The sequence below is a fragment of the Actinomycetospora sp. C-140 genome, from assembly GCF_054796175.1.
Genome location: NZ_JBTWNF010000018.1, coordinates 145,511 through 160,717, shown reverse-complemented (window position 1 = coordinate 160,717; position 15,207 = coordinate 145,511). Strand labels below are relative to the sequence as shown.

The following is a 15,207-nucleotide window of genomic DNA, read 5'->3' as shown; positions in this document are numbered from 1 at the left end:
CACGCCGAACTGCTCACATGCGCGGAGCGCACCTCAGGAGCGGACGCGGTCCGCGACGGTCGTCGCCAGGCCCACGCCGCGGCGCACCACGGCGCCGGCGAGCTTCGTCGACTTCCGGCCGACCTTGCCCATCAGCTCGCCGAGGTCGGTGTGCGGGGTCACGAGGACGCGGCGCATCGCGAACGGCGAGGCGTCCGGACCGGCCAGGCCGGCGCGGGTCGTGATCGCGGCGCGGTAGCCCGCCCGTTCGGCGAAGTCCATCGTCCGCTCGTCGTAGTCACCCTTGTTGCCGTTCGGGTAGGCGAGCAGGTCCACGGTCTGGCCGAGCCCGTCCTCGAGCTCGCGCCGGGAGTCGGTGAGCTCGGCGAGCTGGGTGTCCGGCTCCTCCCGCGCGAGGATGGGGTGCGTCACCGTGTGGGACCCGACGCCGTGCCCCGTGGCGGCCAGGGCGCGGGCGCCGTCCCAGTCGAGGAACAGCGACGGCGAGGCCGCGGGCGCGGAGGGCGCGATGCGGGCGGCGATCGCGTCGACGGCGGCGACGCGGGTGGCCCGGTCGACGAGCTTGAGCTCGCTCTTGAGCGCCTCCTGCGTGGCGTGGCGGGCCTGGGGCGTCGACAGGTCGTGGGTCCGCCCGGCCCATTCGAGGTGGGCGACCTCGGCGCGGTCGAACGCGGCCGCGAGGTCCTCCCACCAGGCCCCCACCGTGCGGCTCAGGATGTCCGAGACCAGGAAGAACGTGCCGTGCACGCCGTGGCGGTCGAGCGCGGGCACCGCCGCGTCGAGCCAGTCCGCGTAGCCGTCGTCGAACGTCAGCGCGACCGACCGCGGCGGCAGCGAGCCGCCCGCGGCGAGGATGTCCACGGCGTCGGAGAGCGGGACCACCGTGGCCAGCCGGTCCAGCAGCGCGAGCTGCCGTTCGAAGCCCCGGCGACCCGTGTCGGGGTCGGCCGGCGCGTACGGCGTGGGGTCGATGTTGTGCCAACCCAGCACCAGCAGCCGACGGCTCATGGCGGCCGATCCTAGGAGCCGCCGGTCGCACGCCCGACGACGGTGCGGCGTCGTCGTGTGTCCGGATCCGCGGCAACGACGGGGGGTCCCCGGACGTCCTAGAACGGGAGGGGAGCGGGAGGACGGCCCTCCTCCGGCCGCTGATAGCTTCGCGCAGCGACCGTGTCGACCACCGTCGGTGGTCGGCAGGCGACATGGAGGACCAGGTGATGGAGCGCGGTGAGCACGACATCCGACGGGGGATCGCCCACGGAGGGGAGTGTTGTGACCGGTAGGGCGCTGATCCTCGTCGAGAACCTCTCGGTCCCGGCGGACCGCCGGGTCTGGCAGGAGTGCATGACGCTGCGCGACCACGGCTGGGACGTCGAGGTCATCTGCCCGCAGGGCGACGACCGCGACACCGAGCCCGAGGCGGTCGTCGACGGCGTCCACATCCAGCGCTACCCGCTGGACGCGGCGACCGGCGGGCCGTCGGGCTACCCCCGCGAGTACGGGCAGGCGCTCTGGCGGACCTACCGGGCCACCCGCAAGGTCCGCCGCCGCGGCCCGATCGACGTCGTGCACCTGTGCAACCCGCCGGACCTGTTCTTCGTCATCGCGCTGGTCCTCAAGCTCGGCGGCACGCGGGTGATCTTCGACCAGCACGACCTGATCCCCGAGCTCTACCTCTCCCGCTTCCGCCCGAAGCGCGACGCCCTGTACTGGGCGATGCGCCTCGTCGAGTTCCTCACCTACCGCACCGCGGACGTCGTCGTCTCGACCAACGAGAGCTACCGCGAGCTCGCCGTGCGGCGCGGGCGCGTGCGCCCCGAGCGGACCTTCACCGTGCGCAGCGCCCCGGCGGGCGAGCGGTTCCACGAGGTGCCCGTCGAGCCCGCACTCCGGCAGGGCAAGAAGCACCTGCTCGCCTACCTCGGCGTCATGGGCCCGCAGGACGGCGTCGACTACGCGGTGCGCGCGCTGGCGCACCTGCGCGCCGAGCACCGCGACGACTGGCACGCCGTGTTCATGGGCAACGGCGACGCGCTCGACGACGTGCGGGCGCTCGCCCACTCGATGGGCCTCGCGGACTGCACCACGTTCACGGGGTGGACGAACACCCCGGACATCCTGCGCTACCTCTCGACGGCGTCGGTCGGGCTCGCCCCCGACCCGCGCAACCCCCTCAACGACCTCTCCACGATGAACAAGATCGTGGAGTACATGGCGATGGGGATCCCGGTCGTCTCGTTCGACCTGCGCGAGTCGCGGGTCTCCGCCGACGAGGCCGCCGTGTACGCGAGCGACAACTCCGAGGAGGAGTTCGCCGGGCTGATCTCCGAGCTGCTCGACGACCCCGAGCGCCGCCGGCGCATGGGTGAGATCGGCCGCGACCGGGTCACCGGCCCGCTGTCGTGGAAGCAGTCGGAGCAGGCCCTCGTCGCCGCGTACGACCTGGCCCACCGACCCCGGAAGCGATGACGACAGGACAGCCACAGGGGTCGAGCTCCGCTCCGCTCCGTCTCCCGAAGCTCCAGGTCCTCGTGGCCGGCTCGTCCGCCCGCACCTACGGCGGCATCCCGGCGATGCAGCGGCTCCTGGAGAAGTGGGTCCCCGACGACGTCGAGCTGCACGTCCACGCGACCTTCACCGAGGGCGGCGCCGCGACGCGGCTGCGCCAGTCGGTGATCGGCGTCGGCGGCGCGGTGCTGAGCCTGCTGACGCGGCGCATCGACGTGGTGCACGTCAACCTCTCGAAGAAGGCGAGCGTCCTGCGCAAGGGCGTGATCCTCGCGGTCGGCCGCGCCCGCGGCGCCGCGACCGTCGTGCACGCGCACGCCGGCCTCTTCCTCGACTGGTTCGACGGGCTGCCCCGCCCCGCCCAGCGGCTGGTGCGCCGCCTGCTGGTGGCCGACCGCGTGATCGTGCTCAACGAGGAGGTCCGCGACGGCTACGCGCGGCGCCTCGGCGTGCCGGCCGAGCGGATGGTCATGATGACCAACCCCGTCGAGTGGCCGGCGACGGTGCCCGCCCGCGACGGGGACGGCCCCGTGGTCGCGGCGTTCCTCGGCGCCCTGCGCGAGAAGAAGGGCGTCTTCGACATCGTCCGCGCCGTCGCGCTCCTGCCCGCCGAGCAGCGCGAGCGCCTGCGGGTCGTCGCCGCGGGGCACGAGGACCCGGCGCCGCTGCGGGCGGCGATCCGCGAGGCCGGCATCGGCGACGCCATCGAGGTCTCGGGCTACCTGGGGCCCGACGAGCGCGACGCGCTCCTGGCCCGGGCCCAGATCCTGCTGCTGCCCAGCCACGCCGAGGGCCTGCCGATGTCGGTGCTCGAGGCCATGGCCTGGGGGCTGACGCCGGTGGTGACGCCGGTCGGCGGGCTCCCGGCGCTGATCCGCGACGGCGACACCGGCGTGCTCGTGCCCGTCGCCGACGCGGAGGCGCTGGCCACCGCGCTCGGCAAGCTCCTCGTCGACGACACCAGCCGGCACGCGATCGGCGCCCGCGCCCGCGAGGACGTCCGCGGGTACGCCGCCGACGCCTGGGCGGCCCGGCTCGCCGACCTGTGGCGCTCGCTCGCGGGGGTGACGGTGTGAGCGGCATCCGGGCCCTGGAACGGGGCGACCTCGACGCCGTCGCCGGCCTGTTCGACCAGGTCATGGGCACCGGCTCGAGCAGCACCGCGCAGGTCGCGCGGTACTTCGGGCGGATCCTGCTCGACGACCCGTGGGCCGACCCGGACATCCCGTCGCTGGTGCACGAGACCGCCGACGGCGAGATCGTCGGGTTCATCGGCGCGAGCACGCGGCGGGTGCGCGTCGACGGGCGCGCCGCGCGCGTCGCGGTCAGCAGCAACCTGGTCGTGCGGCCCGACCAGCGCCCTCGCGGCGTCGGCGCGCTGCTCCTGCGCAAGCTCATGGGCGGCCCGCAGGACCTCACCCTCGCCGACCGCTCCAACGACGACTCCCTGCGCATGTGGCGCGAGCTCGGTGGCCAGGAGCTCGTGCACGCCAGCGTCGGCTGGTACCGCGTGCTGCGCCCGGGCCGCGCGGCGGGCGCCCTCATGGACTCCCGCGAGCGCGAGGGCCTGCTGCGCCGCGCCGCGCGGGCCGTCGGCGGCCCGGTGGACGCGCTCGCCGGGCGGGTGCCGCGGCTCGGTACGGAGCCCCCGGAGCCCGCGGGCAGCCGCGAACCGCTGACGCTCTCGGAGCTGCTCGAGCAGATGAGCAGCATCGGGCGCCGGATGCGGCTCTACCCGGACTACGACGCGGCGTTCCTCAAGTGGGCGTTCGACGAGGTCGACGCCGTGCCCCGCGTCGGGCGGCCGGTGGCGCGCCTCGTGCGCGGCGCGGGCGGCCGCGTGCTCGGGTGGTTCGTCTACGTGCTGCCGGAAGGCGGCGTGGCGCAGGTCCTGCAGGTCGGCGTCCCGGGCAACGACCCGGACCCGGTGATCGACCACCTGTTCCGGTCGGCGTGGGACGAGGGTGCCGCGGTGGTCCACGGCCGTCTCGAGCCCGTCCTCTCCGGCGTCCTCTCCCGACCGGGTGTGATCGTGCGGCGCTCGGCGCGCGCGCTCGTCGCCTCCCAGGACTCCACGGCACTGTCGCTGCTGGGCTCCACGCGTTCCCTCATGAGCCATCTCGACGGCGAGTGGCTCGTGTCCCACGCCCGCCGTCTGTGACGGGCGACCCCGGGCCCGCCCGGGACGACCGCCGCGTCGTGCCACCATCGACGCGGCCCGAGAAGCCACAGGAGGACGTGCGGGTGGGTGCCAGCGAGGAAGCGGTCGGCAGGCCGGCACGGGGACTGGCCGTCCTCATCGTCTCCCCGGCCCGCGCGGACCTGCTGGAGCGCGCCCTCGCGAGCGTCGACAAGTGGCTGCCCGAGGCCCGCGTCCACGTGTGGGACAACCGGGACGCGGCGACGCCCGCGATCGCCGAGCTGGCCGAGCACCGCCGCGACGTCACGTGGACGTTCTGGGACGCCGACCTCGGCCCGGTCACGGCCACTAACCGCCTGATGGCGCAGGCCGGCGACGACGACGCCCTCCTGCTCGACCCCGCGGTCGAGCTCCTCGGTCCGCTGACCGCCGCGCGCGAGGTGCTCGCCGAGCCCGGCGTCGCCGCCGTGTCCCCCGCGGTCGTCGACGCCGACGGCGCGTGGCTGCCGTGGGACGTCGCCCGGCGCTCGCAGACCGTGGTCCGCAACCTCGTCGGCGTCGCCGGCTGGTCGGACGCCCTGCGCGGACGCGGCGCGAGCGAGCTCTACGCCACCGCGCCGGACACCGTCGACGGCTACCTGCTGCGGCGCTGCCTGCTGATCTCCCGGGACGCGTGGGACGCGGTCGGGACGTTCGACGAGCGCTTCTTCGACGGCGGCGAGGAGGCGGCCTGGCAGCGCGCCGCGCGGGCGGCCGGGTGGTCGCTGCGCCTCGTCTCCGAGCCCGAGCCGCAGGCCCGCGTGGCCGCGCCCGACGGGCTCCTGCGCCCGGCCGCCGGGGACGTCCCGAGCGACGAGCGCACGGTCCAGCGCCCCGACGACCTGCGGCGCGCGTCGCGGACGATGGTGCTGGGCATCCGCAACAACGGCGGCCGCGGCGCCCTGTTCTCCGCCGGGGCCGCGGTGCTCGACCGCGTCCGTCCCGCCCCGCGCGCCCGCCGGCGGCGCGAGCGGACGGCGGCGGCCGCCCGGGCCGGAGGCCGGCCCGCGATCGTGGTCATCTCCAACGGCCTCGAGCTCGGCGGCGCCGAGCGGCAACGGGTGATGCTCGCCAACGAGCTGCTCGAGCGCGGCCACCCGGTGACGGTCGTCGCCCTGCAGAAGCTCGGCCCGTACACCGCCGAGCTCGACCCGCGCGTGCGCCTGCTCCTGCAGCCCTGGTGGCAGCCGCTGGTCGACGTCGGGACCGACGAGGCGATCCTCGTCGGCGGCGTCACCAACACCGAGATCGGCTTCGCGCTCGGCTGGCGGGCCCAGGGCCGGCTGCACGGGCAGCGGCGGCTGTGGATGCCGGCGAGCCACGACCCCGCCGAGCTCGACCACGCCACGTACAGCGAGCACCAGGCGCGGGCCCTGCGCTCGGCCGACGCGCTGCTCGTGCTGGCGCGCCAGCACCACGTCGACCTCACCCGGTTCCAGGCGCTGACCGACACCGTGATGATCGCCCCCAACGGCATCCCGGCGGCCCCGGAGCGGCCCTACCGGCCCGCGGCCGACGGCGGGCCGGTGCGCTTCGGGATGATGACCCGCATCGTCGAGTACAAGAACCCGCTGCTGCTCGCCGAGGCGCTCGACGCCCTCGACCGGCCCGGGGACTGGACGCTGGACATCTTCGGCGAGGGCCCCGACCGCGCCGACCTCGAGCGCCGCACCCCCGAGCACCTGCGCGACCGCGTGCGCTGGCGGGGCCGGGCGTTCGGGCCGGACGAGGCCTTCGAGCAGATGGACGTCCTGTGCGTCCCCAGCGGGTTCGAGGCGTTCCCGCTGGTCATGGTCGAGGCGATGATGCGCGGCGTACCCGTGATGGCGTCCATCTCCGGCGCGGTGCCCGAGATGCTCGACGACGGCCGCGCCGGGATCATGGTCGACCCGCTGACGCGCGAGCGGTGGACCTCCGAGCTGCGGACGGTGATCGACGACCCGCAGGGCACCGCGGCGCTCGCCGCCGCGGGCCGTGAGCGGGCGCTGTCGCACTACACGGTGGCCGCGATGGTCGACGACTACCAGCGCGCCTTCGCCCGCCTGCTCGGCCACCCGATCCCCGGGGCTCCCGCCGACCCCGCCCTCGTGCTGTGAGCCGCGACGTGTCCGGGCGGCCCGCCCGCCTGTGCCTCGTGCTCAACGCCGCGCTGGTCGGCGGGGCCGAGGTCGTGCTCCTCGAGATGTTCCGGCACCTCGACCCGGAGAAGGTGCGCCCGGAGCTCGTGTGCCTGCGCGAGGGCGGGACGCTCGCCGACGACTTCCGCGCCTCGGGCTTCGACGTCACCGTCTTCGACCGCCACGGGTGGTCCGACCTGCGGGAGACCGCGAAGCTGTTCACGCACTTCCGGCGCACGAAGCCCGACGTCGTGCTGGTGCCCCACTTCCAGCGCGCCCCCCTGGTGCTCGGACCGTGGTTCGCGAAGCTCGCCCGGGTGCCGGCGAACGTCATCGCCGTCCACAACATGGACCTCCACCACGTCGGCGACCGGGCGCTGCCGCCCTACGTCGTCGAGACCCTCAGGGTCACCGACGGCCTGGCGCTGCTGGTGCCCAGCCAGAGCGCGTACCTGCGCGAGCACGAGGGCGTCGGCCGGTTCCCGTGGCGGCGGGTCCCCGAGTACGTGGTGCCCAACGGCATCCGGATCCCGGAGCTGCCGACGCCGACGCAGCGGGCGGAGGTGCGCGCGGAGCTCGGGTTCGCCGACGACGACGTGGTCGCGGTGATCGTCGCGCGGATCACGCCGATCAAGGGCCACGACCTCCTCCTGCGGGCCCTCGCGCGCCTCGCGCCGGACCACCCGCGTCTCAAGGTCCTCGTGGTCGGCGAGGGGCCGCTCGCCGAGGAGCGGGCCGCGCTGGCCGAGGAGCTGGGGGTCGCCGACCGCGTGGTGTTCACCGGGCTGCGCCGCGACGTCCCGCGCCTGCTCGCCGGCGCCGACCTCGGCGTGCTGCCCTCGAAGCACGAGGGCGTGCCGATGTCGGTGATCGAGCAGATGGCGGCGGGCCTGCCCGTCGTCGCCTCGGCCGTCGGCGGCCTGCCCGACATCATCGGCGACGGAACCGAGGGCTACCTGCTGCCCGCGGGTGATCTCGACGCACTCACCCGACGTCTCGGCGAGCTGGCCGGCGACGACGAGCTGCGCCAGTCGTTCGGCAAGGCGGCCCGCTCGCGCGCCGAGCGGGACTTCAGCATCGAGACGACCGCACGCTGCTGCGAACGGATGATCTCCGACCTGCTCTCGCGCTGAGGACAACCGGCAACGGGGCTGCACGTCTTCCAGGGGAGGGGCACCGGAGGGCCCTCGGCCACCACGCCCGCCGGGCGGGCCGCCGTGCCTGGTTCGCTACCGTTTCCGGTGCCGTGCAGGCTTGACACGGGCCTGGAGCAACAGCCCGTCACATTAGGATGTGCCGGCGCACCATCCTCGGGCGGCGCGCCGGAGGCGATCGGACGAAAGGCACGCAATGAGCCCGCTCCTGATCCAGTGGGACCGCATCCGCCGTCGGTGGGCGCTGATCCTCGTCATCGGCCTCGTGGCCGCCGCGGGCGCGTTGGGGGCCTCCCTGCTGCAGGGGACGACCTACACCGGGCGCGCGGCCCTCACGATCGTCTCCCAGGACCGCGCGCCGGAGCAGGACACCGTGCTCGCGCAGGGCTACGCCGACTACTTCAACCAGGCCTCCTCGCAGGAGGTGCTGCGCCAGCGCGCCGGCGTCTCCACGGACCTGACGCTCAACGCCCGCATCGCCGCCTCCAGCCCGATCGTCTACGTCGAGGCCACCGGCAAGAACCCGGACGTCGCGCAGGAGGCGTCCACGAAGATGGCCGAAGCCCTGCGTGACGACGTCAACGAGGGCCTGCAGGGCAACAGCGCCGCCCAGATCCAGCAGCTCACCGGCCAGCTGAACGCGGCGCGGGCGCAGAACAACTCCGACGAGGTCGGCCGGCTCCAGGACGCGATCTCGAACCTGCAGAGCGGCACCAACCAGCTCCAGGACCTCCAGCTCAACGCCGGTGTCTCGTCCAACCCGTCCAACGCCGCCCGCAACACCGGCGCCGCGCTGGTCGGCGGCCTGCTGCTCGGCGCGCTGCTCGCGATCGCGCTCGGCCGCTTCGAGAACCGGATCGTCACCCAGGGCGAGGTCCGCGACCGTCTCGGGCTCTCGGTGCTGGCCACCGTCGGCGGCCGCCGCCGCTCCGGCGAGGACGGCCGCGGGCAGCTGCTGCGCTCGCTGATGGGCCTCACGAACCCCTACGGCATGCCGACCCCGGGCGCGCTGGCCATCACCGGCCCGTACTCGACGCGGGCGTCGAAGTCGCGCATCGCGGTCGCGCTGGCCGGCCTGCGGGCCCTGCAGGGCCAGACCACCCTGCTGCTGCAGACCGACCTCGAGGCCGACCCGCTGCCCTCCGAGCTCTCCACGCTCTCCGGTGTCGCGGACTTCCTCGCCGAGCGCGGCGGCAGCCGCGTCGACGGCAAGATCTTCACCAACGGCCGCGCGCTGCTCGTGGCGCCGCAGGGCAGCAAGCGCGACGACCTGTTCGCGCTGTTCTCCAAGTCCCACGTGCAGCGCCTGGTCAGCCAGGGCACGGCGCTCGCCGACCTGGTGATCATCGACGCGCCGCCGGTCGAGTCGGTCGAAGGCCAGGTCGTCTGCTCGGTGGCCGACCGCGCCCTGCTCGTCATCGAGGAGGGCGAGACCCGCGCCAAGCACGCGTCCTCCGCCCTCGACGCGCTCGGCCGCACCGGCTCCACGGCGCTGGGTGTCGTGCTCGTGCGCAACCCCAACCAGATCGTCGACCCGGGCTTCCTGGCCGAGCGCAACTGGACCCCGGTCCAGCTCCCGGCCGGCCCGCCCCAGGGACGTCCCACGCCGCCGCCGGCTCCCGCCGCACCGGCGCCGCAGGGCGGTCCGGGTCCGCGACCCGGCCAGCAGGTGCCGCCGGCCGACCGCACGGCGCCGATCTCGGCGAAGAAGCTCGAGGAGGCCCGCGAGGCCTTCGGACAGGGCGCCGGCACGTCCGGCGGTGCCGGGACGGCGGCGGCCGCGGGAGCGGCGGGTGCCGCGGGCGCGGCCGCCGGTGCCGCTGCCGGGGCGGGTGCCGCCAACGGCACGAACGGCACCAACGGCTCGCACCGCGGCGTGAACGGCGCCGCGGCGGCCGACCCCAAGGGCGCGCGCCGCGACGAGAAGCCCGCGAGCGGGTCGGGTCCGGCGCGCCCCGAGTCGAAGGAGCCCTCGGCCGGCGGCTCGTCGGCCGCGTGGCCCAGCCCCGCCGGGCGATCCGGTCCGTCGCCGTCGCCGGGTCAGTCCTCGGGGGCCGGCGGCCCGACGCCGGGGGGCAAGCCCTCGCCCGGTGGCCAGCAGGTCCCCGACGCCGTGGCCGGCCCGTCCGCGCGCGTCGTGCGCCGCTCCGGCACCGAGGGCGGCAAGCCGTCGCCGCAGCCGAAGCCCGGCGGTGAGCCGCCGAACGGTGCCCCGCAGGGCGCCCGTCCCACGGGCGCGACGCCGAAGCCGTCGCCCTCCGCCCCCGGGAAGCCGTCGCCCACGGGGCCGTCGGCCAAGCCCGCCGACGCGTCCGGCCAGGCCGGTCCCGCGGGCTCCGGCTCGTCCGGGACCGCGGCCAAGCCCTCGCCGTCCGGGCCCGCGGCCAAGCCCTCGCCGTCCGGCCCCGCGGCCACGCCGTCCCCCTCCGGTCCGGGGGCCAAGCCCTCGCCGACGGGGCCGTCGGCGAAGCCCGGTCCGGGCGGGCCCGCCTCCGGCCCGGCCGGCCGCGGACCCGCCGCTGCGCCGTCCACCCCGAAGCCCGCCTCCCAGCCCGCCACGACGCCGGGCTCGCCGGAGGGCGCCAAGCGGATCGGGACGGCCCGCTTCACCTCGAGCCGTCCGACCGGCGGCAACGGCGCGACCGGGGGCAACGGTGCCGCCGGCGCCTCGAACGGCAAGGAGAGCGCCACGAAGCGCTCCGACTCGCTGTCCGCCCCGACCGTGACGATGCGTACGGAGAAATGAGCCTGCTCACGCAGCGCCGCGAGGGGTCCTCCCGGCGCACCGAGCTCGTCGTCGCCGCGGTGGCCTGTGTGGTCGTGGCCGGGGTGGCGTTCGTCGAGCCCACGCGGGTCGGCGTCCTGCTCGCGGGCGCCGCGGTGGCGGCCCTCGTCGCCCTCGTCGCGCTGGGCGACCCGTTGCTGGCCCTCGTGCTGGTGTTCGCGGCGTCGTTCGGGCGGCTCGCGCAGAAGCAGGTCATCCCCGTCGAGCTGCTCACCCCGGCCCTCATCGGGCTGGTGCTGGCGTACGCGCTGGCCATCAAGCGCGGCGCCAAGCAGGCGCCGACGTTCGGGGTCGTCGAGTGGCTGATGGCGACCTATCTGGCCTGGAACATCCTGTCCTGGATGCTCGGGCACGACCTCCCGCCGATCGACCCCGTGACCGGCGCCGACCAGGACGTCTGGCGGTGGATCTTCACCGGGACGATCGTGCCGTTCGCGGCCTACGTCCTGGCGAAGGGCGTGGCCGACGACGAGCGCGGCGTGCGCTGGATCCTGTGGTCGACGGTGGTGTTCTCGGCGTACTCGGCGTGGGTCAGCATCGTGCAGTTCCACGGCCCGAAGTCGCTGATCTGGCCGAAGTACATCGTCAACGCCCCGGCGTGGGACGGCCGCGCCAACGGCGTGTTCAACCAGCCCGTGGTCAACGGCCTGATCCTCGACATGGGCTTCCTCGCGTGCGTCTTCCTGGCGACCCGGCCCGGCGTCGGGCGCTGGACGAAGGTCGCGCTGTACGCCCTGGCGGCGGCGAACGCGTACTCGGTGTACCTGACCCACACCCGCGTCTCGATGCTCGCGCTCGTCATCGCGATCGGCATGGGCATCGTGTTCGCCCAGGGTTGGCGGCGTCCGTTCGTGGTGTCGCTGCTCGTCGGCGTCGCGGGCGTCGCGGCCAACGCCTCGACGTTCTTCTCGTCCGATCGCGCGAGCGGCGGCGTGGGCTCGTCCTACGAGGTGTTCGACCGCCTCAACATCATGGCCACCGCCTGGCAGGCCATCCAGGAGCACCCGATCATGGGGATCGGCATCGCCCGGTTCCTGGCCTACAACACCTGGTACCACGTGCAGTGGTCGCAGGACGTCGAGTGGAACCGCGGCTACAACCTGATCTCGCACGAGAACGAGATCGGCATCGCGGCCGAGCTCGGCATCCCGGGCGCGCTGATGTGGATCGGCGTCGTGGTCAGCGTCCTCTACCTCATGTGGCGCGCGCTGCGTGAGCTGCCGGCCAACGAGTTCCTCGGCCAGCCGCTGGCCCTGCTCGGCGGCATCGCCATGATCACTCTGGTGATCAACGGGCTCACCGTCGACCTGCGACAGCTCGACTTCGCGACGTTCGTGCCGTTCCTCTACGCCGGCATGGTCGTCGTCCAGCTCGAGCGGCATCGGGCGCGCGGCGTCCGGCCCCGGCCGGGCGTGCCGGGCAGCGGCCTGCCCGGCGGGATGTCCGGCGACGACCAGCGGGCCTGGTGGGACGTCCACGACCGGCCCCACGCCGAGGCGGGCGCCGTCGGCGACACCGCGAAGGGGCCCGCGGACCGCCGCCTGCAGCCCTCCCGGTGATCGCGCCGACGACACGTCCCCGGACGACCCGACCGGTGCCCGCCCTATGATGGCGGGGCCCGGCCGGGCGGACGCGCCGGGCTCGCGTGCACGCGAGACGCCGGCGATGACGGAACGATGAGCCAGCCACCGCAGCCCCCGGGCCGTGATCACGAGGGGCCGCCGGCCCCCGCGGGTCCGACGGGCCTCGACGCGGCGACGACGCATCTCGGCGTGCGGGACGACGAGGACGACCTCCCCCACGACCCGAAGCGCTCCGCGGTCCCGGACAGCGAGCACGACCCCTCCCTGGAGGGCATGGGCTCGCGGCTGCGCTCGGGGGCGAAGTTCGCCTCGGTCGCGCTGATCTTCACCCAGCTCATCTCGCTCGCCCAGACCATCGTCGTGGCGCGCATCCTGAGCCCCGCCGAGATCGGCGTGTTCACGCTCGGCACGATCTTCGCGAACTTCCTGACGACGATGACCGACGGCGGCATGCGCGCCGCGCTCATCCAGCGGGGCCGCGAGGTCGAGGACGCCGCGAACACCGTGTTCTGGGTGGGGCTGTTCACCGGCACCGCGATGTCGCTCGGCGCGCTCGCCGCGTCACCGCTGCTGTCGCTGTACTTCGACGACAGCATGGTCGGGCTGATCTGCGCCGCGACCTGCGGCACGCTGCTGATCCACTCGCTGCTCAACGTCCCCGAAGCGCTGATGCAGCGCCGCTTCAACTTCAAGCGCCGCCTCATCGTCGACCCCACCACCGCGGCCACCTTCGCGCTGGTCACGGTGACGCTCGCCCTGCTCGGCTTCGGCGTGTGGGGCATGGTCATCGGGCTCTACGCCTCCCAGCTCGCCACGCTGATCGCCTGCTGGGCGCTCGCCGGCTGGCGCCCGGGCAAGGGGCGGTTCGTCTTCCGGATCTGGCGCGAGATGGCGGGCTTCGCGGGCCCGCTGATCGTCTCGGCGGTCGTCGACCAGGGCCGCGAGGCGGTGCAGTCCGCGCTCGTCGGTGGGCGGCTCGACATCGCGTCGGCCGGGCAGTACCGCTACGGGCGCCGCATCGCGATCCTGCCCGGCCAGGCGATCATCCAGGTCGCCTCCTACGTGCTCTTCCCGGCGTTCGCCCGCATCGCCCAGGACGCCACGCGCTTCCGCGACGGACTGCTGCGCTCGCTGCGCATGCTCTGGGTCGCCACGACCCCGTTCGCCGCCGTGCTCGTCGCCCTCGGCCAGCCGATCATCGTCGTGCTGCTGGGCCGGCAGTGGCAGCCCGCCGGCGTGTTCGTCGCGGCGATGGCCGGGTTCGGCCCCGGCGTCGCCATGGCCGCGATCGGCATGGAGTCGATCAAGGGCGCGGGCCGCAGCAAGCTCATCAACTGGCTCACCGTGCTGAGCATCGTCGTCGGCATCGGCGGCCTGATCCTGCTGCTGCCGTTCGGGCTCGTCGGCGTCGGCCTCGCCGCGTCGATCGACTCGCTCGTGGGCGGGATCGTCGCGCTGCTGCTCGCCCGCGGCCTGGCGGGTGTCTCGCTCAGCGACCTGGCCCGGGTGATGGTGCCGCCGCTGATCGCCGCGACGGTCGCCGGCGCCGTGGTGGGCGTGCTCGAGCACGGGTTCGTGCACTCCGCCGAGCACCCGGTCTGGCTCGGCCTGATCCTGCTCACCGGCGAGGGCCTGCTGCTGCTCGGCATCTTCGGCGGCCTGCTCTACCTCATGGCCCCGGACGCGATCCGCGAGCTGCGCGACGGCCTGCTGCGCCGGGGCCGCGGCGGCGGGGACGACGACGAGGGCGACGAGGACGCGGACGACACCGCCGGCCCCACCGGCCCGCGGCCCGACGACCGCCCCGAGTACCTCGACGCGCCCACCGAGGTCCTGCCGATCTTCGGGCTCAACGGACCGGGCGACCAGGTGTACTCGCCGTGGCGGCCGATGGTGGGGCCGCCGCGGCCGCCCGCACCCCCGCGCCGTCTCGAGCGCCCGCCGCGTCCGCCCCGTCCGGCCCCGGCGCCGCCGACCTCGCCGGTCGCCGCCGACGAGCGGGCCCGCCGGTTCCAGGACGCGGGCCTCGACGCCCCGACCACCGCGATCCCGCCGACGCGCGGCCCCGGGGCACCGACGATGCCGGGCGTGCCGCCGGTGTCGCCCGGGGGTGGAGCGAAGGACGCCCCCGCTGCCCCGGACGCAGCGAAGGCGCCCCTCGCTCCGACGGGGCCGGCGGGCGGCGAGGGAGCGAAGGCGTCCCCCGCTGCGCCGGACGCAGCGAAGGCGCCCCTCGCTCCGGACGACGCGGCGGCTCCGGCGCGCCCCCCGCGGCGCACCGTGAAGGCCACGGTCCGCCCGGCGACCCGACCCGCGACGCCGCCGTCGTCCGCGCCGGCCGACGGCGACGGCGACGAGGCACCGGCCACCGAGACCCTGAGCACCCGCGCCGGGTCGGCGGAGCCCACCGTCGAGGAGCCCGCGCCCGCGGACGAGGACGACGGCCCCGCCACCGAGACGTTGGCGACGCGACCCCGGCCCACGCCGCAGCGCACGTCCTCGCCGAAGCCGAAGCCGGAGCCGGAGCCGAAGCCGGAGCCGAAGCCGGAGCCGGAACCCGCGAGCCCGGCCGGCGGCGACGACGACGCTCCCGCCACCGAGACGATGGCCACGACGCCGGCGGCGCCCGAGCCGGTCCGGGAGGACAGCGAGGACGCCGGCGACGCGGGGGACGAGGACGACGCGGCGCGCACCGAGACCCTGCGCACGACCCGCACCAACGGGAACGGCAACGGGCACCACGGTCCCGCGGCGCGGACCGGCTCCGGGAGTAACGGCCGCGGCACGGGCCCGTCCCGTCTGGTGCCGATGGTCCAGGTCCCGGGGTCCGACGACAGCGACGCCGACCACGACGCCGAGTCGCCCGACACCCGCCGCTGAC

The 15,207-nt window shown here is 75.2% G+C and carries 9 protein-coding genes; 8 read left to right on the top strand and 1 reads right to left on the bottom strand.

Annotated features, from left to right (window positions below; all coding sequences use genetic code 11):
* Positions 1-33 precede the first annotated feature (33 nt).
* A complete protein-coding gene (locus ACR9E3_RS25895) occupies positions 34-1,008 on the bottom strand; it encodes a polysaccharide deacetylase family protein (protein WP_460383591.1) in 975 nt (324 codons plus the stop codon).
* Positions 1,009-1,272: 264 nt separating this feature from the next.
* On the opposite strand from ACR9E3_RS25895, the gene ACR9E3_RS25890 reads away from it, so the two are divergent.
* The 8 genes from ACR9E3_RS25890 (at position 1,273) to ACR9E3_RS25855 (ending at position 15,206) form a co-directional block, all read left to right on the top strand.
* Positions 1,273-2,469, top strand: coding sequence for a glycosyltransferase family 4 protein (locus ACR9E3_RS25890; RefSeq protein WP_460383590.1), 1,197 nt, complete (start codon positions 1,273-1,275; stop codon positions 2,467-2,469).
* Between the two features lie 62 nt (positions 2,470-2,531).
* Positions 2,532-3,584 carry a glycosyltransferase family 4 protein gene (locus tag ACR9E3_RS25885; protein WP_460383589.1) on the top strand — a complete coding sequence of 351 codons (1,053 nt, stop codon included), beginning with the start codon at positions 2,532-2,534 and terminating at the stop codon, positions 3,582-3,584.
* A complete protein-coding gene (locus ACR9E3_RS25880) occupies positions 3,581-4,669 on the top strand; it encodes a GNAT family N-acetyltransferase (protein WP_460383588.1) in 1,089 nt (362 codons plus the stop codon). Before ACR9E3_RS25885 ends, ACR9E3_RS25880 begins: the two co-directional genes overlap by 4 nt.
* Positions 4,670-4,752: 83 nt before the next feature.
* Complete coding sequence (locus ACR9E3_RS25875; protein ID WP_460383586.1) at positions 4,753-6,783, top strand: glycosyltransferase; 2,031 nt, start codon at positions 4,753-4,755, stop codon at positions 6,781-6,783.
* Positions 6,780-7,937 carry a glycosyltransferase gene (locus ACR9E3_RS25870; protein ID WP_460383585.1) on the top strand — a complete coding sequence of 386 codons (1,158 nt, stop codon included), beginning with the start codon at positions 6,780-6,782 and terminating at the stop codon, positions 7,935-7,937. The genes ACR9E3_RS25875 and ACR9E3_RS25870 overlap by 4 nt, the downstream gene beginning before the upstream one ends.
* A 217-nt stretch (positions 7,938-8,154) precedes the next feature.
* Entirely contained in the window at positions 8,155-10,704 is a 2,550-nt protein-coding gene (locus tag ACR9E3_RS25865; protein WP_460383584.1) for a P-loop NTPase family protein, read from the top strand.
* Entirely contained in the window at positions 10,701-12,302 is a 1,602-nt protein-coding gene (locus tag ACR9E3_RS25860; protein WP_460383583.1) for an O-antigen ligase family protein, read from the top strand. The genes ACR9E3_RS25865 and ACR9E3_RS25860 overlap by 4 nt, the downstream gene beginning before the upstream one ends.
* 117 nt (positions 12,303-12,419) lie before the next feature.
* The gene (locus ACR9E3_RS25855; RefSeq protein ID WP_460383582.1) at positions 12,420-15,206 is read left to right on the top strand and encodes a lipopolysaccharide biosynthesis protein; all 2,787 of its coding nucleotides are present in this window, start codon (positions 12,420-12,422) and stop codon (positions 15,204-15,206) included.
* The last annotated feature ends 1 nt before the right edge of the window (position 15,207 follow it).

Coding starts and splice junctions, on each gene's coding strand:
- ACR9E3_RS25895 (WP_460383591.1), bottom strand. CDS start 1,008: ATGAGCCGTCGGCTGCTGGTGCTGGGTTGGCACAACATCGACCCCACG.
- ACR9E3_RS25865 (WP_460383584.1), top strand. CDS start 8,155: ATGAGCCCGCTCCTGATCCAGTGGGACCGCATCCGCCGTCGGTGGGCG.
- ACR9E3_RS25860 (WP_460383583.1), top strand. CDS start 10,701: ATGAGCCTGCTCACGCAGCGCCGCGAGGGGTCCTCCCGGCGCACCGAG.
- ACR9E3_RS25855 (WP_460383582.1), top strand. CDS start 12,420: ATGAGCCAGCCACCGCAGCCCCCGGGCCGTGATCACGAGGGGCCGCCG.